Origin of the sequence: Citrobacter sp. Cm046 (genome assembly GCF_030333065.1) — a bacterium.
GTDB lineage: Bacteria > Pseudomonadota > Gammaproteobacteria > Enterobacterales > Enterobacteriaceae > Citrobacter > Citrobacter murliniae.
In genome coordinates this window covers 340,414-362,889 of record NZ_JAOWGP010000046.1, presented here as the reverse complement: position 1 = coordinate 362,889, position 22,476 = coordinate 340,414, and the positions used below count along the sequence as shown (strand labels likewise).

General features: G+C 44.6%; 18 protein-coding genes. 7 read left to right on the top strand and 11 right to left on the bottom strand.

Annotated features, from left to right (window positions below):
- Positions 1-28: 28 nt before the first annotated feature.
- The 5 genes from ettA (at position 29) to OGX98_RS22970 (ending at position 8,360) form a co-directional block, all read left to right on the top strand.
- Positions 29-1,696 (top strand): energy-dependent translational throttle protein EttA, encoded by a 1,668-nt coding sequence (gene ettA, locus OGX98_RS22990; protein ID WP_045439535.1) that lies wholly within the window; start codon positions 29-31, stop codon positions 1,694-1,696.
- A 555-nt stretch (positions 1,697-2,251) separates the two neighbouring features.
- Entirely contained in the window at positions 2,252-3,307 is a 1,056-nt protein-coding gene (locus OGX98_RS22985; RefSeq protein ID WP_190284572.1) for a capsule biosynthesis protein, read from the top strand.
- A 33-nt stretch (positions 3,308-3,340) separates the two neighbouring features.
- Positions 3,341-5,011, top strand: a complete 1,671-nt coding sequence (locus tag OGX98_RS22980; protein ID WP_048222098.1) for a polysaccharide biosynthesis/export family protein — start codon at positions 3,341-3,343, stop codon at positions 5,009-5,011.
- Between the two features lie 62 nt (positions 5,012-5,073).
- Positions 5,074-7,098 (top strand): capsule polysaccharide biogenesis protein, encoded by a 2,025-nt coding sequence (locus OGX98_RS22975; protein WP_286595969.1) that lies wholly within the window; start codon positions 5,074-5,076, stop codon positions 7,096-7,098.
- A 14-nt stretch (positions 7,099-7,112) separates the two neighbouring features.
- Entirely contained in the window at positions 7,113-8,360 is a 1,248-nt protein-coding gene (locus OGX98_RS22970) for a capsule polysaccharide biogenesis protein (protein WP_286595968.1), read from the top strand.
- Positions 8,361-8,445: 85 nt separating this feature from the next.
- On the opposite strand, the gene OGX98_RS22965 is transcribed toward OGX98_RS22970, so the two are convergent.
- The 9 genes from OGX98_RS22965 to serB all read right to left on the bottom strand — a co-directional run bounded on the left by OGX98_RS22965 (position 8,446) and on the right by serB (position 18,475).
- Positions 8,446-9,615 (bottom strand): glycosyl hydrolase family 28-related protein, encoded by a 1,170-nt coding sequence (locus OGX98_RS22965; RefSeq protein ID WP_286595967.1) that lies wholly within the window; start codon positions 9,613-9,615, stop codon positions 8,446-8,448.
- A 76-nt stretch (positions 9,616-9,691) separates the two neighbouring features.
- On the bottom strand, positions 9,692-10,873 hold the full coding sequence (locus OGX98_RS22960; protein ID WP_286595966.1) for a tetratricopeptide repeat protein: 1,182 nt from the start codon (positions 10,871-10,873) through the stop codon (positions 9,692-9,694).
- A gap of 37 nt (positions 10,874-10,910) precedes the next feature.
- The gene (locus tag OGX98_RS22955) at positions 10,911-11,888 is read right to left on the bottom strand and encodes a stealth family protein (protein ID WP_286595965.1); all 978 of its coding nucleotides are present in this window, start codon (positions 11,886-11,888) and stop codon (positions 10,911-10,913) included.
- Between the two features lie 270 nt (positions 11,889-12,158).
- Positions 12,159-12,932, bottom strand: coding sequence for an LbetaH domain-containing protein (locus OGX98_RS22950; protein ID WP_286595964.1), 774 nt, complete (start codon positions 12,930-12,932; stop codon positions 12,159-12,161).
- A gap of 19 nt (positions 12,933-12,951) precedes the next feature.
- Positions 12,952-13,605, bottom strand: a complete 654-nt coding sequence (locus OGX98_RS22945) for an ABC transporter ATP-binding protein (RefSeq protein ID WP_286595963.1) — start codon at positions 13,603-13,605, stop codon at positions 12,952-12,954.
- Positions 13,602-14,381 carry an ABC transporter permease gene (locus tag OGX98_RS22940; protein WP_286595962.1) on the bottom strand — a complete coding sequence of 260 codons (780 nt, stop codon included), beginning with the start codon at positions 14,379-14,381 and terminating at the stop codon, positions 13,602-13,604. Before OGX98_RS22940 ends, OGX98_RS22945 begins: the two co-directional genes overlap by 4 nt.
- A 363-nt stretch (positions 14,382-14,744) precedes the next feature.
- Entirely contained in the window at positions 14,745-15,974 is a 1,230-nt protein-coding gene (gene nadR / locus OGX98_RS22935) for a multifunctional transcriptional regulator/nicotinamide-nucleotide adenylyltransferase/ribosylnicotinamide kinase NadR (protein ID WP_370637015.1), read from the bottom strand.
- A gap of 138 nt (positions 15,975-16,112) precedes the next feature.
- Positions 16,113-17,495 (bottom strand): DNA repair protein RadA, encoded by a 1,383-nt coding sequence (radA, locus tag OGX98_RS22930; RefSeq protein WP_045439506.1) that lies wholly within the window; start codon positions 17,493-17,495, stop codon positions 16,113-16,115.
- Between the two features lie 11 nt (positions 17,496-17,506).
- Positions 17,507-18,475: a phosphoserine phosphatase gene (gene serB, locus OGX98_RS22925; protein WP_045439503.1), complete on the bottom strand. Its 969-nt coding sequence runs from the start codon at positions 18,473-18,475 to the stop codon at positions 17,507-17,509.
- Positions 18,476-18,590: 115 nt separating this feature from the next.
- On the opposite strand from serB, the gene OGX98_RS22920 reads away from it, so the two are divergent.
- Both OGX98_RS22920 and lplA read left to right on the top strand, forming a co-directional pair.
- A complete protein-coding gene (locus tag OGX98_RS22920) occupies positions 18,591-19,232 on the top strand; it encodes a YtjB family periplasmic protein (RefSeq protein ID WP_286595960.1) in 642 nt (213 codons plus the stop codon).
- Between the two features lie 22 nt (positions 19,233-19,254).
- Entirely contained in the window at positions 19,255-20,271 is a 1,017-nt protein-coding gene (gene lplA, locus OGX98_RS22915; protein WP_286595959.1) for a lipoate--protein ligase, read from the top strand.
- 90 nt (positions 20,272-20,361) lie between these two features.
- Here the strand turns inward: lplA and deoD are convergent, their stop codons facing one another.
- Complete coding sequence (deoD, locus tag OGX98_RS22910; RefSeq protein ID WP_000224864.1) at positions 20,362-21,081, bottom strand: purine-nucleoside phosphorylase; 720 nt, start codon at positions 21,079-21,081, stop codon at positions 20,362-20,364.
- 150 nt (positions 21,082-21,231) lie between these two features.
- Positions 21,232-22,455 (bottom strand): phosphopentomutase, encoded by a 1,224-nt coding sequence (deoB, locus tag OGX98_RS22905; RefSeq protein WP_286595958.1) that lies wholly within the window; start codon positions 22,453-22,455, stop codon positions 21,232-21,234.
- Between the last annotated feature and the right edge of the window lie 21 nt (positions 22,456-22,476).

Sequence of the window (22,476 nt, the reverse complement as noted above, 5' to 3'; positions counted from 1 at the left end):
CATCACTATAAAAGAGGCGAAGTCCAACGTGGCTCAATTCGTTTATACCATGCATCGTGTCGGCAAAGTGGTTCCGCCGAAACGTCATATTCTTAAAAACATCTCTCTGAGTTTCTTCCCTGGCGCCAAAATCGGCGTGCTCGGTCTGAACGGCGCGGGTAAATCTACCCTGCTGCGCATCATGGCCGGCATTGACACCGACATCGAGGGCGAAGCACGTCCACAGCCAGGTATCAAGATCGGTTACCTACCGCAGGAACCGAAACTGAACCCGGAACATACCGTTCGTGAATCGGTTGAAGAAGCTGTTGCCGAAGTCGTTAACGCCCTGAAAGGCCTGGATGAAGTGTACGCGAAGTACGCTGAACCCGATGCTGATTTCGACAAGCTCGCCGCACAACAGGGCAAGTTTGAAGAGATTATTCAGGCGCACGACGGTCATAATCTCAACGTGCAGCTCGAACGTGCCGCTGACGCATTGCGTCTGCCAGACTGGGATGCAAAAATTGAGAAGCTCTCCGGTGGTGAACGCCGCCGTGTCGCGCTGTGCCGCCTGCTGCTGGAAAAGCCAGACATGCTGCTGCTCGACGAACCAACCAACCACCTGGATGCCGAATCTGTTGCGTGGCTGGAACGCTTCCTGCACGACTTCGAAGGCACTGTGGTGGCGATTACCCACGACCGTTACTTCCTCGATAACGTTGCCGGATGGATTCTGGAGCTGGACCGCGGCGAAGGTATTCCCTGGGAAGGTAACTACTCTTCCTGGCTGGAGCAGAAAGATCAGCGTCTGGCACAGGAAGCCTCTCAGGAAGCGGCCCGCCGCAAATCCATTGAGAAAGAACTGGAATGGGTGCGTCAGGGTGCCAAAGGCCGTCAGTCTAAGGGCAAAGCCCGTCTGGCTCGCTTTGAAGAGCTCAACAACACCGAGTACCAGAAACGTAACGAAACCAACGAACTGTTTATTCCACCTGGACCACGTCTGGGCGATAAAGTCGTTGAGGTCAGCAACCTGCGTAAATCCTACGGCGATCGTGTGCTGATCGACGACCTGAGCTTCTCCGTACCGAAAGGGGCTATCGTCGGCATTATCGGTCCGAACGGCGCGGGTAAATCGACTCTGTTCCGTATGCTGTCCGGTCAGGAACAACCTGACAGCGGCACCATCGAACTGGGTGAAACCGTCAAGCTGGCCTCCGTCGACCAGTTCCGTGACGCTATGGATAACAGCAAAACCGTGTGGGAAGAAGTATCCGGTGGGCTGGATATTATGCGTATCGGCAACACTGAAATGCCAAGCCGCGCCTACGTAGGCCGCTTCAACTTCAAAGGTGTTGATCAGGGTAAACGTGTAGGCGAACTGTCCGGTGGTGAGCGTGGTCGTCTGCACCTCGCGAAGCTGCTGCAGGTTGGCGGCAACATGCTGCTGCTCGATGAACCGACAAACGACCTGGATATCGAAACCCTGCGCGCGCTGGAAAACGCCTTGCTGGAGTTCCCGGGTTGCGCCATGGTTATCTCGCACGACCGTTGGTTCCTCGACCGTATCGCCACCCACATTCTGGATTACCAGGATGAAGGCAAAGTCGAGTTCTTCGAAGGTAACTTTACCGAATATGAAGAGTACAAGAAACGTACCCTGGGTGCAGATGCGCTGGAACCGAAGCGTATCAAGTACAAGCGTATTGCGAAGTAATACTACTCTAGCGGATGGCTCTGCCATCCGCTTTAATAAAACTTAATACGATTTTAAGTTAGAATATAATCATTCATTTGAGAATAAAAAAATGGTAATTTTATTGCCACCTCTCCTATATCCATCAAAAAATATAAATACTCTCAATACATACCGCCTAAGAAAAACCAGTAATAGACAATCACAGTTGTAGTGTTTTAACAACTGTGCTAAAAAAACAGATACGTCATCAATTAAACATTAACTTATATAGTTTATATATAAATAGACCCCAGCAATATTAAAACTCATTTGATAACATACAAAGGAATGATATGTTTCATCACATTATTTATTTTGAGTTGTATCGGCAAAAAGAATGCAATCAATGGGATAGATGAATATCTCACGCCAAGAATATTCTATCATTCCAACCGATTAATTAAGCTCATCGAATAACTCATGGAAATAAAAAACACTTTACCCGATCACTCTATTGCCAGAAAAAAAAGACTGATCTGTTCAATTTTCAAAAAATGTCGCCAAATTGATATCCAGCATCATTTGTGGAAAACGATGATCGCGGCCCCGATGTGCCTGCTAATTGTCTATCTGGTGATTTTCTGTCAACCTCGCTACGTCAGCGAAGCTAAAGTCGCGGTCAAACGTCAAAACGAACTCGACAATAGCAGTCTGAATGTTGGCTTGATATTGGGCGCATCGACCCCCTCTTCTGCGGAAGACTCGCTGTATCTGAAAGAGTACATTAACTCTCCGGATATGCTACAAAGCCTGGATAAGAAGCTCAATTTCCATCGAGCCTTCAGCCAAAGCGGCTGGGACTTTCTTTACCATCTTCCCATAGATATCACCACAGAACGCTACCTTGAATACTACCGCTCCCGTCTGAGCGTTGATTACGACGAAAAATCAGGTTTGCTGTCAATTCAGACGCAAGGCTTCACGCCTGAGTTTGCTCAACAGTTTAACCAAGCCATACTTAAGGAGTCAGAGCGTTTTATTAATGAGCTCTCGCATAAAATCATACGCGAGCAGATGCAGTTTGCTGAGGATGAACTACAGCAGGCGAAAGATCGCCTGAACAACAGTAAGAGTCATCTTCTGGCGTATCAAAATAATAATAATGTACTCGACCCAGCAGCTTCAGCCGAAGCAGCCAGTACGCTGGTCAATACACTGATGAGTAAAAAAATAGAGATGGAGGCAGATCTACGCAATCTGCTGACCTATTTACGTGAAGATGCTCCTCAGGTGGTCAGTACCCAAAATGCCATTAAGTCATTACAAGCCCAGATTGAAGTTGAGCAAAACAAAATTACCGCACCTGATGGCAAAAAACTTAACAGCATGGCCGCTGATTTTGAAGAACTCAAAAACACGGTGAAATTTGATACCGATATATACGCCTTAGCGCTGAAAGCCATCGAGAAAACCAGAATGGAAAGCGCACGTAAGCTAAAAACGCTATCCATAATTAGCTCACCACAATTACCGCAAGAATCTCGCTTTCCGAACATCCCCTATCTCTTAGCGAGCTGGTTATTAGTGTGTTGTCTGCTTTTTGGTACGACCAAATTATTGATCGCCATTATTGAAGATCACAAAGAATGATATCCGCCACCGATATAAATGACAGAGTCTATTATGAAATTAGTTAAATCGATTCTTGTATTGAGCATCTTACTATCCTGCCAGGTTTTGGCTGTCGGAATTACTGCGGATCAGCAGCTAACCGGTGCTGCAGCACTCCCTGAAGCACTCGTAGCCAAAACACAGACCACGGACAACAGCGGCTTTGATAACACACCGATGCCAACGCCTGCACCGGTGTTAAGCCGTATGTTCGGTGCTCAGCTGTTTACCGGTACCACCGCTGATAGCGGTGCCAGTATCGGCTTTAATCCCAATTACATTATCGGACTTGGCGATACCATTCAGATTAGATTGTGGGGAGCATTTAATTTTGACGGAGCCCTCCCCGTCGATCCCAAAGGAAACATTTTTGTCCCCAACATCGGCCCACTGAACGTTAACGGCATAAATAACAGCCAGTTAAACAGTCGAGTGACGACCAAAGTGAAAGAAGTCTATCAGTCGAATGTCAACGTCTATGCTTCGCTTCTTCAGGCGCAACCGGTAAAAGTATTCGTCACAGGGTACGTCAGAAATCCCGGGCTATATGGCGGCGTCGCCTCCGATTCGCTGCTCTCTTATCTGAGTAAAGCGGGCGGAGTGGATAGTGAGCGAGGAAGCTACGTGGATATCACTGTGAAACGTGGTAAGAGTGTACGTGCACACGTCAATCTTTATGATTTTCTGCTCAATGGTTCACTGAATCTTTCTCAGTTTTCCGATGGGGATACAATTATCGTCGGCCCTCGACAATACACCTTTAGCGTAGAAGGTGATGTTTATAACAGCTATGACTTCGAGTTCCACAATAGCACCATTCCCGTTTCAGAAGCGCTGGCATGGTCGCGTCCCAAACCGGGAGCAACGCATTTCACTATTATCCGCCAGCAGGGGGCAATGAAGCGGACGGAGTATCACCCACTAAACAGTTCACCAGGCAAAATCCTGCAGGATGGCGATAAACTTATCATCAGCTCCGACCGCTACGCTGGCACCATACAGATTCGCATTGAAGGCGCTCACTCTGGTGAACATGCTGTCGTATTGCCATACGGCTCCACAATGAAACAGGTGCTGGCGCAGATTAAACCTAACAACATGTCGCAACTCAGTAGTATTCAGCTTTACCGCCACTCAGTGGCGACCCGTCAGAAAGAAATGCTGAATACCTCTTTGCAAAAACTGGAAGAGGCTTCTTTGTCCTCTCAATCCGCTACGCAGGAAGAAGCTCGACTGCGTGTGCAGGAAGCCCAACTCGTCAGTCGTTTCGTAGCAAAAGCACGTAACGTGGTGCCTAAAGGTCAGGTCGTCCTTAACGGAAGTAATCTTGATAACGTCATCCTGGAAGATGGCGACGTTATTACGATCCCGGAGAAAACCTCATTAGTTATGATCCATGGTTCGGTTCTTTTTCCCAACGCAATATCCTGGAACGAGAAGCTGGATGTGGATGATTACATTGAGAAGTGCGGCGGTCTGACTCAAAAGTCCGGTCAGTCGAAAATCATCGTTATTCACCAGGATGGTTCGGCGGTGGATGCCGACGACGTAGACGACGTTCTACCTGGCGATGAAATCATGGTACTGCCGATGTATGAAACTAAAAATCTGGAAGTCACACGGGGTATTTCCACCATTCTTTATCAGTTGGCTGTAGCAGCAAAAGTCATTCTGGACTTGTAAGACAAAGAGGGTGGCGGAGAGATTCCGCCACCAAAAAAACCCTAACATGGAAGCCATTCAGGATGATAGGCATCTACTCTTCAGGTATCTGGCAGATCCCGCACCTTCAGAATTTTTTAGGTGAAGCGTGCCACAAACTGTCACATCTTTCGGCCCCAAATTCAGTCGACGCGATCGCCGTCTGGGGAGAGCGAGCCGTCTCTCAGCATCCAATAGAACAGGCTAAAAAGGCCGGGCTGCCAATACTGCGGTTGGAAGACGGTTTTACCCGTTCATTAGGGTTGGGCATCAATGGAGCGCCACCTTTAGGCATGGTCGTTGATGATTTAAGCATTTACTACGATGCCAGCCGTCCCAGCCGCCTGGAAGTACTCATTCAGAAGGAAGCTAAAGAGCCACATTTACAACACGATGCTCTGCGGGCGATGGCCTTCATGGTTGAGAACGATCTCTCAAAATACAACCACTCACTTCCCTTTAATGAAGGGCACCATGCTGGCGTGACATTGGTCATTGATCAAACCTACGGGGATGTATCCATCACTCTGGGCGGTGCCAGTGAGAGACAATTCGCAGAGATGTTGTCCTGTGCCAAACGGGAGCATCCTGAAGGCAAAATTTGGGTTAAAACACATCCTGATGTTTTGACAGGTAAGAAGAAAGGATATTTTGACAACCTGGCCCAGGATCCAAGTATTCGACTTATAACTGAAGATTTCAGCCCACAATCACTGCTACGGCATGTCTCTACCGTTTATACCGTAACATCACAATATGGTATTGAGGCGCTGATGGCAGGTAAAAAGGTCATTTGTTTCGGTTTGCCCTGGTACGCAGGATGGGGCCTGACCGATGATCGGCATCAATTCGCAGATAGACTTGCCGCACGCCGAGGAAGCGCCCCACTTACCGCTCTGGTAGCGGCTGCCTGGCTGCAATATAGCCGCTATATCGACCCGTATACAGGTAACCCTGGTACGCTATTAAATGTGCTGGAATATCTCCATTTACAACGCACATACCTTCTGACTCGCCACGGAAATCTCTGGGCTCCGGGTATGACGCTTTGGAAAAGCAGCATAGTAAAACCTTTTCTGGCTACACCTACAAACCATGTCAATTTCTCACGCAGTGGACGGGGGGCCAACATCTGCGTGGTATGGGGGATCAAAGGAGAGCAACGCTGGCATGTGGCAGCATCACAGCGCGAGATTCCCGTTTGGCGAATGGAAGACGGTTTCTTGCGATCTTCCGGTTTGGGTTCAGATCTACAGCCTCCTCTATCCCTGGTTCTCGACAAAACAGGTATCTATTACGATGCCACGCGGCAAAGCGATCTGGAAAATTTACTAAACAATTCACATCTGACAAAAGAACAGCAGCAACGTGCCGAAGCGCTGAGGCAAAAGTTGATAGCCACCAAACTCAGCAAATATAACCTTGGTGAACAATGGGTAATTCCATGCGTAACTGCGGGGAAACGAAAATTACTGGTTACCGGTCAGGTTGAAAACGATGCCTCCATGGCTCGCGGAACACGGTCCACCAACACTAATTTGGCATTATTGCAGACCGTTCGTGCTCGTTACCCCAATGCCTTCATCATCTATAAACCCCACCCGGACGTTCTGGTGGGTAATCGTCCTGGACATATAGCAGAAAAAGATATGCAACAACTGGCTGATTGCGTGGCACTTGATGCCGATATTATCGAGTGTATTCAGCAGGTTGATGAAGTACATACTATGACGTCGCTATCAGGATTTGAAGCCCTCATACATGGTAAAAAAGTCTTTTGCTACGGCATTCCCTTCTATGCTGGCTGGGGGTTAACCACTGATGAACACACCTGTGAGCGCCGACAGAACTGCATCTCACTCAACGACTTGCTGTACCAAACGCTGATTAGCTACCCCATCTACATTCACCCGGAGCTGAAACTGTGCATTACACCTGAAATGGCCATTGACTGGTTGCTGGCTCAAAAGCGCCAGAACTTAAGTCTCAACCAACACAGAGCAAGCCAGTATCTGCAACGGCAAAGTCGAAAATTGCAAATGCTTTATAACGCCATGAAAACAAGATAACGAGAAGGATCTCTATGAACAGCAATACGATCAATACACTTCTCTCTGGTAAGAGTTACTTGCTACTACAAGGACCAATGGGACCGTTTTTCAATGAGATGGCGGAATGGCTGGAATCGCAGGGACGTAAAGCCACTAATGTTGTTTTTAATGCCGGCGACCGTTTTTATTGCCGGAAGCGGCAATATCTGGCCTACACGAAGACACCGAGGGAGTTTCCACATTGGTTAAAAGAGACATGGCAAGAAAATCCATTTGATACCATTCTGTGCTTTGGTGATTGCCGCCAATTACATCAGGCAGCAAAACGCTGGGCGCAGGCCAAAGGGGTACGTTTTCTGGCCTTTGAAGAGGGGTACTTACGACCGCACTTCATTACTCTCGAGAAAGGCGGCGTTAATGCTTATTCCTCAATTCCTAGAGAGCCAGAGTTTTACCGCAATTTACCCCCACAACCGGAGCTGGAGGTTCAGAGTTTAAAGCCTTCAACTAACCTGCGTATCTGGCATGCTATGTGGTATTACCTGATCAGTTGGATATATCGGACCCAATTTCCTCAATACAGACACCATAAAGTCTTTTCCCCCTGGTATGAAGCCAAATGTTGGATCCGTGCCGGCTGGCGTAAACAGTGGTATCGCTACAAAGAACGACACGTGATGACGTTGCTGAAAACAACATTGGATAAACGCTACTTTTTGGCCATTCTACAAGTATACAACGACAGCCAGATTCGAAATCATAGCCCGTATAAGGATGTGCGTAATTATATTAATGATGTTATGTACTCATTTTCTAAAAAAGCTTCACCAGCAGATTTTTTGGTGTTCAAACACCATCCGATGGATCGCGGACACCGCCTGTATGCACCGTTAATTAAAAAATTAGGCAAACTATATGGTGTAAGTAATAGGGTGATTTATGTGCACGATCTGCCAATGCCACGTTTGCTGACCCATACGAAAGCCGTCATAACTATCAATAGCACTGCTGGGATATCTGCGCTTATTCACAATAAGCCACTTAAGGTATTAGGGCAAGCTCTATATGATATTAAAGGGTTGACTTACCAAGGACATTTAAATCAATACTGGGGTGCTCACTTTAAACCTGACACGAGGTTATTCAAGAAATTCAGCAAATATTTACGTGTAAACACTCAAATTAATGCAGTGTTTTATGGAAAGAAATCACCTGAAATGGTGCAATATCAGGTGACTCATAAAGAAAATATTACTGAAGGGAAGTGGTTCTTACAGTGATTTATTCAATAATAATAGCATTAAGTTGATTCCTCTATTGCTATAACAACTATTTATAAAAATTTGAAAACATCATCTTGTGATTCTACTCATCCAAAATGATGTTATAGAGAGAGTCTTTAGATATATGCAATCTCTTGCTCGACAATGAAAAGTAATTATCAAACATTCTATTCCAACATGAATCAAGTAATATAACACTGTAGCCACTTACATGTTCAAATCTACACTTTTCAATTACTGAATTATTGAAAGACTGAAATCGTATAGCTGCCTTACTTATATTAAAGAAAGAGCAATCGATTATTACAATATTCTCATGCTTTCTAAAGTTATAACTATGAGATCCAACTCCAGACTGTACATTATAGAAAAAGCAGGAGGAAATTATAATATTTTTACATGCACTATAATCCCATTTACCAAAAGCAGGGAAACTTTTTTCACTATTAAAATCAATATTTATTTCTTCATGTGATGATTCATCAGTTACTAAAGTATTTGCGAAGATACAATTTTTTATATGAAAATCAGACTGAGAATTACATTCTATTCGATGAGAATTTTTCCCATTAATAAAACCAACATTTTCAATGATAACATTAGAAGAACGACCAAATATCATTGCACTACGGCTATATTTTGCAATATCGCCACGGAGATCTATTGAAAAATCTTTAAATATATAATCGCTGCGCCCATTGTATCCAAATCCACTCAAAAAATTGCGATCACCTTTACGTCCATTTATAAAAAGCCAATTTCCTTCTACGCTACGATATTCTATTTTTGATTTAAACATACCAGCTCCGATTAAGCTGATATGTGGAGCAAGTTCTATATAATCACTAACTAGAATGGTCCCTTCACTAAAATAATAATTTCCTGAAAATTTAAGCACCTCACGTAACAAATAAGTATCATCATTCTTACCATCAGCATGGATACCTAATTGCTTTAATGAAACTGGATCATTTTTATTTACTAAAATCATACAAAAATATTCATTAATATTTATAGAGTATTTTTTGTTTTTATTACTGTGTTTTTTTATAACGTAAGTTGAACCACCTCCATCACCAGATGAATAATAGCCTGTAGTTTCAACTAGAAGACCATCCATCAATTCAAGGTTCTGTACATCTGCAACAACATTAACATTAACGATATTTTTATTTCTTACAGCTAAACTCCTCTGAAGATTAATAGAGAATATAACAGCAAGGGAAAAAATGAATCGCCGTCTAGATTGCATTAGAAAAACTCAAGATAAAAACCATTAGAAAATAATCAGACCATTTGCTTCTGATTATTTTCGCCAAAATAGAATATTAGTTAACAAATGTTAATAACTTTGGATGCTTTGATAATAATAGCTTACGTCTACGCTCAACAGAAATTTTACCTGATTTATTTTTATTATTTAGAATATTAAAATCAAGGGCACTTAAAGAACTTTGGAACAATCCCGATTTTTCGTAAGCTGTGCATAAAATCATTAAAGCTTTAATATTGAAATTCTTACGGCATATAGGCTCCAATAAGAATATAGCATGATCATATTCTTTAAGTTCATTATATATCTGTGCGAGTTTAATAGCCGCACGCCCGAGAAAAGGCGTATACGCTAAAGATTTATTTAAATATGACACTGATGAAGACTTAAAACCTAACGAATTAAGTGATAAACCATATAAAAAATTGAAATAGCCACTATCGGGACATTTTTGCAACATTTTTTCTACTAATTTAACATCCACATTTATAATTTTATTTTCTAATATAAGGTTCTCATTTAGTTCTTTTAGAACCTCTATCTCTTCATCTTTAAATAAAGGGCATTTTTGCAGATCAGATAAGCCTAAAGATGAACCTTTAGAGATCATTTGCCCAAGAAGTTCATCAACATTTCTTGTTTTATTCAACTCCTCTAAAGTGTTATGTTTAAAATTGTTAAGAATATAAACCTTTGACGTCGATATTGAATTCTTAAGCTTATTTGCAGAATACATATCTATAAAATTACCATTGTTAGAAACAATAATAACTTCTCCATCTTTTTTATATTCAAGAGAGCATAAATCGAGTTTATATTCGCTGTTATTTATGGCATCTGTATTTTCAATGCTTTTCGAAAAAGTCATCCCTAACGTGTTTTCAGGATTAAATGCAACAATTCTATCAGCTTTTAATTTCGCACCATATTTTAGTGCGGCATATGCTCCCATACTAGTGCCTAAAATCCACAATTTACCACCTTTTATATATTTTCGCTTACACTCTTCCAAAAATTTAATAAGCTTATCCTCAGAGGGATAATCTGGGATCCCATTAGTATACCACTCATTATTATAATCATTTATATATATCCGAGTTGCAGGCAATGACTTAAACTTATCCCAGAATGTAAACTTACCTTTAGCTGAATTCCTTGCTGAAAATATGAGTAAAAGATTTTTACTACCGTCTTTTTCTACAATAGAAATACTATCCATAAAATTTAACGTTTTCATAATTAGACATCCTCAGTGTAACAATCAGAAAAATTACTTAAAAATTGCCTGAACCAGTTTCAATTAATTCAAATGGAGATGGTGTATTGTAAAATTCACTCAATGCTTTTGTTAAGTGAAGATGATAATCAGGAAAATCTAAGCCATCTTCTGATGAACGATCATTAGGGCACATGGAAAAAGGTATTGAATCTTTATTTTTTTTCTCCTTCAACATTCTATAATAGTCTAGCGCTACTTTTTTCCTTACATTGAAATAAAACAATCTCGTTTTTGTAAATACCGCCTTACCCGTGATATGTGCAACATGAGGAAATAAGAACCCAGTGCAAAAAATATCGGTAGGTGCCCGAAATCGATTTCTCCTACATGTATCAAAAGCCTCAGGCCACGTTTCCTCACATAATTCAGAGACAGATTTAATTTGCGGATAAAATGTATGAGCAAACATTCTTTCAACATACAAGTTATATTTGTCGAAAATCAACCTTCGCGCATTCTTAGCCCCCCACTCAGTAGCAGAATCATAAACAAGGTTAATAGGTGTTTGTGAGAGATTAACCTTAGAGCTAAACATATATCCCAATCCGGAGCCAGAAAAAAAATAACTAGGCTCTGTTTTTCTAAGTAACATCATATCATCATTAAAATAAATATAATGTTCAGAAAGCCCCTCTATTCGATGAATAGCGCTTTCTATTACATGAGAATTAAATGTTGGTAAATATTTCTTATCTAATATTTCCTCATGAGGAACAATTCTAATTTTAGGATGTTCTTTATTTAGCCATGCAGGAGATTGCCCATTTGTTACAATATATATTTTATTAACCCAGTATGCATATTCAAAAATTGACCTTAACGCATATTTTAACTCATCAAGTGATTTAAAACGCGCCACATTTGATAATGTGCTTTTTTGTGATTCAACAGGTGCATACTGATTAAAAAGTTCGATAAAATCGGGATCATCTGCATCAACCCAAGTAAAAACCATATCGACAGGAAAAGTCACCCCCAAGCTAGCAGTATCTAACTCTCTTAAATTAGAGTTTTTATCATTATGTGTATTTTTCTTTCCCTTATCCTCTAGTAAAACTCTACCTAAACCATCAGGTACACTTAAAGGATATTTTTTTATAAAAGCATCGCGAAAAAAACGCCGGGAGAAGTTAACAACTTTGCAATTTTACTCATATAATATCCATAATTTATATTTCATACATATGCCAAGCTAGGACAGTCCATAAACAAGTTTACCAAATTAGTTTTTATAATATTTCTTTTAACTTGTTTTAATATATCTTTTCTCATAAATCATTCTTATTTCAATAGAATTAGGACTGTTATTTCTTTGCCATATACGAGCAGGGCCATTTTTATTTTTTGCAGGTACACCACATAAAACACTTAGCTTATCAAATGATTTAGTTACTATTGCACCAAAGGAAACAATCGTTCCCCCACCAACTCTTACATTTTTTAGAATTGATGCCCGTTGCCCCAACCAGCAATAGGGCTCAATAATTACGGGGAGTTTTGTTTTATTAATTTGCGTGTGTGAGTCAATATCTAATATCAAATGCCCGTCAGATGCCCTAATACAAACATCTGCAGCTATTAAACAGTGATCACCAACAATAATACCATTAGCAGAACATCCGTGATTTAGGCCAACAGTCCATGTATTCGATTTTGTCACAACAACCCCAGCACCAATAATTACCGAGTCATTTCTACAAGGCATCGCTATAGTTAATCCTTTTATATCGCAATCCTGACCTATATACACACAACAATCGATGGAGTTTATAATAACTTTAACATTATTAAATTTACTTCCAGAACGAATATATACCCTGCTATTTTTTGCATTTTTACCATAAAGTATATCTATACCAGAAGGTATATTATTATCTTGATAACATATTTTATTAGTTTTATCTCCGGAAATACCTATCTCAACTGGCGTTAATTCATTATATTTCTTATCTACATTAAAATCGGCCACGCAAAAATTAATATCATCAGCATATCTTTCTAAAAAAATATTATCCATATTGTGACCTACCAATAATCTAGTTATTAAAACAGCCTAATGCTTCATCGATTGATGAAATATATTGACATTTATTACCTTCAGAAAAAACAATAGCCGAATCACAATACCTCTTAAGAAGGTTCATACTATGAGATACTAGTAATATATGACTTCCATTTGATTTAGATAAAAAAATATCCTCACATTTTTTTCTAAATTTAGTATCACCGACAGCAAGAATCTCATCTACTAAATAGTAATCAAATTTAAATGCCATACTTAAACTGAACCCAAGCCGTGAACGCATCCCCGAAGAATATGTTTTGATTGGCATATCAAAGTATTTACCCAATTCGGAAAAGTCTTGCACAAATTCAATTTTTTCTTTTAATTCATCCTTACTTGCATATAACCGAGCGACAAATTTTACATTCTCCCTACCAGTTAAGCTCCCCTGAAACCCTCCTGCCAATCCTACTGGCCATGAAATAGTTTGATCGGTTGTTATCATGCCACTATCTGGATGATCGATACCTCCAATCATACGAAGTAATGTAGATTTACCTGCACCGTTACGCCCAATCAGCGCAACACTCTTACCTGTTGGCAATTCAAAGTTTAAATCCTTGAATACGTAGTGGCGCCCTTTCGACGTGATATATGATTTCGTTAAATTTTCGACTTTGATCATGATGAAGTTAGCATTGCTCTCCGCCGGCACCAATAGCTGGCTAAACCAAGAAAAAAGACCCCTAGCGCACAAATAGCCAGATAGCCAAAACTCACGCCATCGCTAGTATAGTTAGCAACAACTGCCTCTCTGCTAAGTTCGACAACATGAACGATGGGATTCCAAAGAGCATAGGACTGATACTCCTTAGGAATTGCCTGAAGTGGAAACATAATGCATGAAATAAAGTAAAGTGGCTTGATAACGATAGGAAGAAACTTTTCCGTTTCTGGGAGCCAACTACCTATCACCATAAAGATCAGTCCCACACCACATGAAAATATAATAAGCAAAAACCATGTACTAAATAAGAGTAACACACGAGAAAGTGAAAAAATCTCACCGCACAAACTAAGAATTCCCATCAGAACCAGATAGACAAGGATATAAATAACCATTTCCAGAAAAGTCCTTGCAATTATTGTATCTACAGGCTTTACTGGTCTGTAATTAAATAGTCCCTGATTAGCTTCAATTGCTTTAATTGACCGAATAGATATATCCTTAAAAAGGAAATAAGGAATAATCCCATTAATTAAAAAAACCGGGAAAGATATATCAGGCATTGTGCGATGCATTATATATCCAAAGATAACCAGTATTACCATAAGATGAGCAGCGGGCTCTAATAGAGCCCAAAGATATCCAAGACGATATTTTCCAAATCGAGTTTTAGCTTCCCGAAAAAACAGAGCCTTAATTACTGAAAATTGGATTTCAATGCAACTTCTCGCCATAGCCAATCCATCATATTTGACATGCTACCGCCCTTAGCTTAAGCTGCCACAGGCTCATGTATATTTTATTTAGTAGAAAAGTATTACATAAAATGGTTAATGATACGCAGGACAATTAAAACCCATACGAAATAACGCATTTCTGATAGACATAATAGCAATACCTTTAAACCAGTAAGGGATATCTTACAATATAATGTTGAAATAGAAAGAGACTAAATATTTTTTAAGATATTATTCATATAAAACATGAATATAATTAATCTATTGTCTTTAGGAAGTGATAATATTCACAATTAATATCATGCATAATGCTTATATTATACATTATGGGTAGTATATAACGTATACTACCCATAAACTCTATACCCTCTCGCCCATCAGCCCTTTTACCAGCTCCACACAGCGCAAAAACCGCGAGTCATAATCAGCCTCCTCAACATGCACAAATTTGATGTTGTTCTTCTCCAACATCGATACCAATAGCGTCTGAAACTCTTTGCGATCCACCGAACTCCCCAAGCTTCGTAATCCATCCGCAACCCATGGCGTGTTGTTTTCCAGCAGGATCACCAGGTCAAAGCGATACTCGTCAATCAATGCCTGCACAAACGGGTGCTCACGCCCTTCATACTTTTTGCAGAACGCCTGAGTGGTGACAAAGTCTGTGTCGATAAACGCCACTTTATTAGCATACTTAACTGCAAAATCAATGTATTGCGCTTGTCCTAGCGCGATCTTGTCGTAATCAGAATACTGCAGCGCCATCTCATCGCCGCCCAAATGGGAAAAGACGTAATCGCGCCCGTATTCCCATGCGCTGGTCGTATTGAAGATATTGGCAAGCTTATTCACCAGTGTCGATTTTCCACTCGACTCACCGCCGAGGATCGCCACGGTACGCACAAAGAAGGGTTTCACTTCCGTCGGAATGTATTCCCAATAGCGGAATGGATTTTCACGGATTTGCGCCCCGCTGATGCTCATAAAGGTCCGTTTTGGATCGACCAACACAGTTTCAATACCCAGATGTTCCAGATATTGCGGGGCGTCAGCTTCTTCAGAAGTGTAGATCCAGTTAGGCTGGATCCCCTTCTCTTGCATAAACGTTTTAATCCCGTTGCTCCAGACATCCCAGCCGTGCGGATATGGCTCCATACCTTCCTCATTAAAGGCATGTATGCGGATATTTTTCTGATACTTAAACGTTTGCAGCAACCAGCGTAAACGGTCGGAAACCGTGGGTTGTTGTGACATAGCGCTGTCTTCAAACAGGCCCCGATCGCGCGTATCGTCATAGCCCATGATGATATGTAATTCATCGACCTGGCTACAGGCACGCTGAATCAGATAGATATGACCAGTATGCAATGGATAAAACTTACCAAAGACCACACCAATGTTTTTCTGCTGGCGGGGGAACTCCAGTCCCAGAAAACGGTGCAATGCCTCCAGTTTTTGCGCACTGGGGCTTTTTATCTTGGCGTTCAGGAGTTGGCTTAAATACCCCTTGGTCATGCCACTGGCATCCGCCACCTGTTGCAGAGTACAGCCCTTTTGCTTAATGGCAGTTTTCAGATAATCAAATGACACAAGAGCCTCCTGCTTGCTATAAATTAACGTAATACCCATGGATCTCTGGTGGCAGGAAGGCGCAAACAAATCCCGATATGATTCGGGGCAGCGAACACGACCAACACACCTGTCGCCGGAAAGACGACGGGTATTTAATTATAAGTCGTCAAAAACGCTGAGCGCATCCGTGAGTTTTTTAACGCCAAAAACTTGCATGCCTTCTGGCGGTTTTTTCGGCACATTCGCGGCAGGTACAATCGCCCGACGGAATCCATGCTTCGCTGCTTCCGAAATCCGCTCTTGACCACTGGGAACCGGACGAATTTCACCCGCCAGCCCCACTTCACCGAAGACGACTAAATCCTGCGGCAACGGCCGGTCGCGAAGGCTGGAAACCATTGCCAGCAGCAGAGCCAAGTCTGCGCTGGTTTCAGTGACTTTTACACCACCCACCACGTTGACAAACACATCCTGATCCGCCATTTGCAACCCACCGTGACGATGCAGCACAGCCAGCAAAATGGCCAAACGGTTTTGCTCCAGCCCTACCGCAACACGGCGCGGGTTCGCCATCATTGAGTGATCAACCAGCGCCTGGATCTCCACCAACAGCGGACGTGTTCCTTCCCAGACAACCATCACGGAGCTACCGGGAGTGACCTCATCACCGCGACTTAAGAAAATGGCTGAAGGATTACTGACTTCACGTAGACCTTGCTCGGTCATCGCAAAGACACCAAGCTCATTCACTGCACCAAAACGGTTTTTATGGCTACGCAAAGTACGAAAACGGGAGTCAGCATCGCCGTCAAGCAACACTGAGCAGTCAATACAGTGTTCCAGAACTTTCGGCCCGGCCAGCGAACCGTCTTTGGTGACATGCCCAACCATAACAATCGCCACGCCCCGCGTTTTCGCAAAGCGTGTCAGGTAAGCAGCCGTTTCCCGAACCTGTGCCACGCTACCTGGCGAAGACTGGATATCAGCCATGTGCATTACCTGAATGGAGTCGATAACCATCAGTTTCGGCTGTTCTTCTTCGGCGATCAGGCAAATCTGTTCAATACTGGTTTCCGACAGCATATTCATATTCGCAGTCGGTAGTCCAAGTCGATGCGCACGCATTGCCACCTGTTGCAAGGATTCTTCCCCCGTGACGTACAGGGTTTTCATCTGCTCGCTGAGCTTACACAGCGTTTGCAGCAGTAGCGTTGATTTCCCTGCACCAGGGTTACCGCCGATCAAAATAGCGCTGCCAGGCACCACGCCACCACCCAGCACGCGGTCAAACTCTTTAAAACCGGTAGAAAAACGCGGCAGTTCCTCAAGACTGATTTCCGACAGTTTCTGAACCTTTGCGACGCCTGCATTGCCAGCGTAACCGCTGAGTCGCTCGTTGCGCGCCACTGTTGGTGATGCAGCAAGGCGTACCTCGGTAATGGTATTCCAGGCCTGACAGGCGCTACATTGCCCCTGCCAGCGCGGATAATCGGCCCCGCATTCGTTACAAACAAAGGCGCGCTTAGGAGCTTTTGCCACGTTTTACCTCGTTATTTCTGATTCATACTGCCGGAGAGAATGCAGAACACCCCCATCAGATCGGCATGACGGATAGTGATTTCCGTCTTTTCATTCACTTTCGGTTTAGCATGGTAAGCGATACCCAACCCTGCCGTTTTGATCATCGGCAGATCGTTCGCACCATCGCCAATCGCGACCGTTTGCGCTATAGGGATTTCATGCTCTAGTGCCAGTCGAGTAAGGGTATTAGCTTTGTACTGGGCATCGACGATATCGCCAGTCACGTTGCCGGTAAATTTACCGTCCATGATTTCCAGCTCATTCGCCACCGCTGCAGTCAGTCGCAGTTTTTGACGCAGGTATTCCGCAAAGAAGGTAAACCCCCCAGAGGCGATAGCCACTTTCCAGCCGAGAGTTTCCAGCTTCAGCACCAGTTGCGTCAGGCCGGGCATCAGGGGCAGAGTTTCACGCACCTGATGCAGAATGTTTGCGTCAGCGCCCTTGAGGGTCGCGACACGGCTACGAAGGCTGGCGGTGAAGTCCAGCTCACCACGCATCGCACGCTCCGTCACTTCCGCAACCATCTCACCGGTTCCCGCCAGTTTAGCGATCTCATCTATACACTCGATCTGGATAGCGGTTGAGTCCATGTCCATCACCAGCAGACCAGGCGTGCGCAAATGCGGGATTTTGCCCAGTGGCGCAACATCCAGTTTGGCATCATGCGCCAGTTTTGTCGCACGCGGTGTTAGCGACCCCGCCAGGCGAATGACCTGATAATCTTCGACGCACCAGGCTGCCACAATAACCATCGCCGCTCCCAGCTTGCTTTGATATTGCGTTAAGCGTTGTTTATCCAGCCCACGACCATACAGCAGCCAGCCACTCCGGCCCGCGTGGTAATCCAGCGGCATCACTTCATCGCCACTTAAAGAGAGGGGCAGACCTGGCCACAGAGAGACATCTTCAGGTAGATCGCACCAGGTAATGTTAGGCATTAAAGCTCCTGTAAAATCGTTCGGGTCGGAATCATCCAGGGAAAATAACGCATGAGGCTACCTTGTAACCAGCGCTTCTGGCAACATTAAGCCTCAAATTTTCAGTAGGTGGAATATGGCTCGCGCAAAACTGAAATTCCGACTTCATCGTGCAGTGATTGTATTGTCCTGCCTCGCGCTACTCGTCGCACTCATGCAAGGCGCATCATGGTTTAGTCAAAGCCATCAACAGCAGCGTAACCCGCAGCTGGAAGAATTGGCTCGCACGCTGGCTCGCCAGGTCGCGTTAAACGTCGCACCACTGATGCGAACCGAAACACCGGATGAGAAACGTATTGCTTTCGTACTACGTCAGCTCACCGAAGAGAGCCGTATTCTGGATGCGGGAGTCTATGATGAACAGGGCGATCTCATTACACATGCCGGTGAGAGCGTGGATGTACGTGATCGGCTGGCGCTGGACGGTAAAAAAGCCGGTGGCTATTTTAATCAGCAGATTGTCGAACCCATTCAGGGGAAAAACGGCCCGCTGGGCTATCTACGCCTGACGCTTGATACCCACACACTCGCCACTGAGGCGAAGCAGGTGGATAACACCACCAACATTCTACGCCTGATGCTGCTTCTGTCACTGGCTATTGGTGTAGTGTTGACCCGAACACTACTTCAAGGCAAGCGTACCCGTTGGCAACAATCCCCGTTCCTGCTTACCGCCAACAAACCGGTACAGGAAGAAGACACTGAGAAAAAAGAGTAATTTACCAGAAAGGAAATCGACCATGACAACATTACGCCTGCTCATCTCTGACTCTTTCGATCCATGGTTTAATCTGGCCGTTGAAGAGTGCATTTTTCGTCAAATGCCCGCTACGCAGCGCGTTCTGTTTTTATGGCGCAACGCTGATACGGTAGTCATTGGCCGGGCGCAAAATCCGTGGAAAGAGTGCAATACCCGGCGCATGGAAGAAGACAACGTCAGGCTTGCGCGTCGCAGCAGCGGCGGCGGCGCGGTGTTTCACGATCTGGGTAATACTTGCTTTACCTTTATGGCAGGCAAACCAGAATACGACAAAACCATATCCACCACTATCGTACTCAATGCATTAGCTTCTCTTGGAGTCGATGCTGATGCATCCGGGCGCAACGATCTGGTCGTCAAAACAGCCGGGGGCGATCGCAAAGTCTCTGGCTCTGCCTATCGGGAAACCAAAGACCGTGGCTTCCACCACGGCACACTGCTGTTAAATGCCGATCTCAGCCGTTTGGCTAACTATCTAAATCCGGATAAAAAGAAACTCGCCGCCAAAGGGATTACCTCCGTACGCTCACGCGTTGCGAATCTTACTGAATTGCTGCCGGGCGTCACCCATGAACAGGTGTGCAAGGCAGTAACCGATGCCTTTTTTGCCCACTACGGTGAACGTGTAGAAGCAGAGATTATCTCTCCCGACAAAACACCGGATCTGCCGAATTTTGCCGAAACTTTCGCTCGCCAGAGCAGTTGGGAGTGGAATTTTGGCCAGGCTCCTGCTTTTTCGCATCTGCTGGATGAGCGCTTCACCTGGGGCGGCGTAGAACTGCATTTCGACGTTGAAAAAGGGCATATTACCCGCGCGCAGGCCTTCACTGACAGCCTCAACCCCGCCCCGTTAGAAGCGTTGGCGAATCGTCTGCAAGGATGTCTGTACCGCGCTGATATGTTGCAGCATGAGTGCGAGGCATTGTTGGTCGACTTCCCGGACCAGAAAGAAGAACTCCGGGAGCTTTCGGCATGGATTGCCAGAGCAGTGCGTTAAGCAATTGAGATAACTGCCGGATGGAGGCTACGCCTTATCCGGCAGTATTATAGACCCGGTAAGCAAAGCGTCACCGGGCACAAACCGAACTTATTCTTTATCGCCCAGCAGAACAGATTCCAGCGCGATTTTGATCATGTCGTTGAAGGTCGTCTGACGCTCAGCAGCAGTAGTCTGCTCATGAGTACGGATATGGTCAGATACGGTGCAAATGGTCAGCGCTTTCGCACCAAACTCAGCCGCAACGCCGTAGATACCCGCAGCTTCCATTTCCACACCCAGCACGCCGTATTTTTCCATTACGTCGAACATTTCGCCGTCCGGGGAGTAGAACAGATCGGCGGAGAACAAGTTGCCAACACGCGCATCTACACCCAGAGCTTTTGCAGCATCAACAGCGTTACGCACCATGTCGAAATCAGCAATAGCGGCAAAATCATGATCTTTAAAGCGGATACGGTTAACTTTGGAATCGGTGCATGCACCCATACCAATTACCACGTCACGCAGTTTGACATCCATACGCACCGCACCACAGGAACCCACGCGAATGATTTTCTTCACGCCGAAATCGGTGATCAGTTCTTTGGTGTAGATAGAGCAGGATGGGATACCCATGCCATGACCCATAACTGAGATCTTACGGCCTTTGTAAGTACCGGTGAAACCTAACATGCCACGAACGTTGTTTACTTCGCGGACATCTTCGAGGAAAGTTTCAGCAATGTGCTTAGCACGCAGCGGGTCGCCAGGCATCAATACGACGTCAGCGAAATCACCCATTTCTGCATTAATATGTGGAGTTGCCATAAATTATCCTTAATTAAATAGTGGAAATACCCTAAGGATTTCACGTTGTAGGAAGGCGGCTATTTCGTTCACCACAGGAGCATAGATTCACTATGTGACCGGGGTGAACGAATGAAGTCAACGAGCCTACGGCGCGAAAGACAACGGGTATTACAGCATGTTTTTACCGTAGTCCATTGGCGACGTACCGAAGTAGCTTGCCAGCGTCTGACCAATATCCGCGAATGTTTCACGGTGACCTAAAGAGCCTGGTTTTACTTTCGGGCCATAGATCAGCACCGGAATGTGTTCACGGGTGTGATCGGTTCCAGTCCAGCTCGGATCGCAACCGTGGTCAGCGGTCAGGATCAGAATGTCATCTTCCCCCACCAGCTCCATCAGCTCAGGCAGACGGCGGTCGAACAACTCCAGACCTGCAGCATAGCCAGCGATGTCGCGGCGGTGTCCCCAGGAGGAGTCAAAGTCGACGAAGTTAGTGAAGACGATGGTCTCATCACCCGCTTCTTTCATCTCTTTGATCGTTGCGTCGAACAGTGCGTCCAGACCCGTCGCTTTCACTTTTTTAGTGATACCGCAGTTCGCGTAAATGTCCGCAATTTTACCAACGGATACGACATGGCCTTTTTTCTCGTCAACCAGTTTCTGCAGTACCGTCGGTGCTGGCGGTTCGACGGCCAGGTCGTGACGGTTACCGGTACGCTGGAAGTTACCGGCCTTATCGCCGATAAACGGACGCGCGATAACGCGGCCAATGTTGTAGCCACCTTCGGTCAGCTCTTCGCGTGCGATTTCGCACAGCTCGTAGAGTTTATCCAGGCCATAGGTCTCTTCATGGCAGGCAATCTGGAATACAGAGTCAGCCGAAGTGTAGAAAATCGGCTTGCCGGTTTTCATATGTTCTTCGCCCAGTTGGTCCAGAATCACCGTACCGGAAGAGTGGCAATTACCGAGATAGCCGGGCAGGTTGGCACGTTTTACCAGTTTATCCAGTAGCTCTTGTGGGAAGCTGTTTTCATGATCGGAGAAATAGCCCCAGTCAAACAGAACCGGAACACCAGCGATTTCCCAGTGACCAGACGGAGTGTCTTTCCCGGAAGAGAGTTCATGCGCCCATGCGTAAGCACCAATGACTTCCGCATTGCCGTCCATACCGGCCGCAATTTTACCGGTAGAACCTTCGTGAGCTTTCACCAGGCCCAGACGGGTCAGGTTAGGCAGATTCAGCGGACCTTTGCGACCATTGTCAGCTTCGCCCTTCGCACAGGCTTCTGCAATATGTCCCATAGTGTCTGAACCTACGTCGCCAAAGCGTTCCGCATCTTCAGTCGCACCAATACCAAAGGAGTCCAGCACCATAATAAATGCACGTTTCATCTTGTTCTCCATACATCTGCG

What these genes read in the sequence shown, in the direction of transcription:
- OGX98_RS22985 (WP_190284572.1), top strand. Translation starts at nt 2,252, where the DNA reads ATGATCGCGGCCCCGATGTGCCTGCTAATTGTCTATCTGGTGATTTTC.
- OGX98_RS22980 (WP_048222098.1), top strand. Translation starts at nt 3,341, where the DNA reads ATGAAATTAGTTAAATCGATTCTTGTATTGAGCATCTTACTATCCTGC.
- OGX98_RS22975 (WP_286595969.1), top strand. Translation starts at nt 5,074, where the DNA reads ATGATAGGCATCTACTCTTCAGGTATCTGGCAGATCCCGCACCTTCAG.
- OGX98_RS22970 (WP_286595968.1), top strand. Translation starts at nt 7,113, where the DNA reads ATGAACAGCAATACGATCAATACACTTCTCTCTGGTAAGAGTTACTTG.
- OGX98_RS22965 (WP_286595967.1), bottom strand. Translation starts at nt 9,615, where the DNA reads ATGCAATCTAGACGGCGATTCATTTTTTCCCTTGCTGTTATATTCTCT.
- OGX98_RS22960 (WP_286595966.1), bottom strand. Translation starts at nt 10,873, where the DNA reads ATGAAAACGTTAAATTTTATGGATAGTATTTCTATTGTAGAAAAAGAC.
- OGX98_RS22950 (WP_286595964.1), bottom strand. Translation starts at nt 12,932, where the DNA reads ATGGATAATATTTTTTTAGAAAGATATGCTGATGATATTAATTTTTGC.
- OGX98_RS22945 (WP_286595963.1), bottom strand. Translation starts at nt 13,605, where the DNA reads ATGATCAAAGTCGAAAATTTAACGAAATCATATATCACGTCGAAAGGG.
- OGX98_RS22940 (WP_286595962.1), bottom strand. Translation starts at nt 14,381, where the DNA reads ATGGCGAGAAGTTGCATTGAAATCCAATTTTCAGTAATTAAGGCTCTG.
- serB (WP_045439503.1), bottom strand. Translation starts at nt 18,475, where the DNA reads ATGCCTAACATTACCTGGTGCGATCTACCTGAAGATGTCTCTCTGTGG.
- OGX98_RS22920 (WP_286595960.1), top strand. Translation starts at nt 18,591, where the DNA reads ATGGCTCGCGCAAAACTGAAATTCCGACTTCATCGTGCAGTGATTGTA.
- lplA (WP_286595959.1), top strand. Translation starts at nt 19,255, where the DNA reads ATGACAACATTACGCCTGCTCATCTCTGACTCTTTCGATCCATGGTTT.
- deoD (WP_000224864.1), bottom strand. Translation starts at nt 21,081, where the DNA reads ATGGCAACTCCACATATTAATGCAGAAATGGGTGATTTCGCTGACGTC.
- deoB (WP_286595958.1), bottom strand. Translation starts at nt 22,455, where the DNA reads ATGAAACGTGCATTTATTATGGTGCTGGACTCCTTTGGTATTGGTGCG.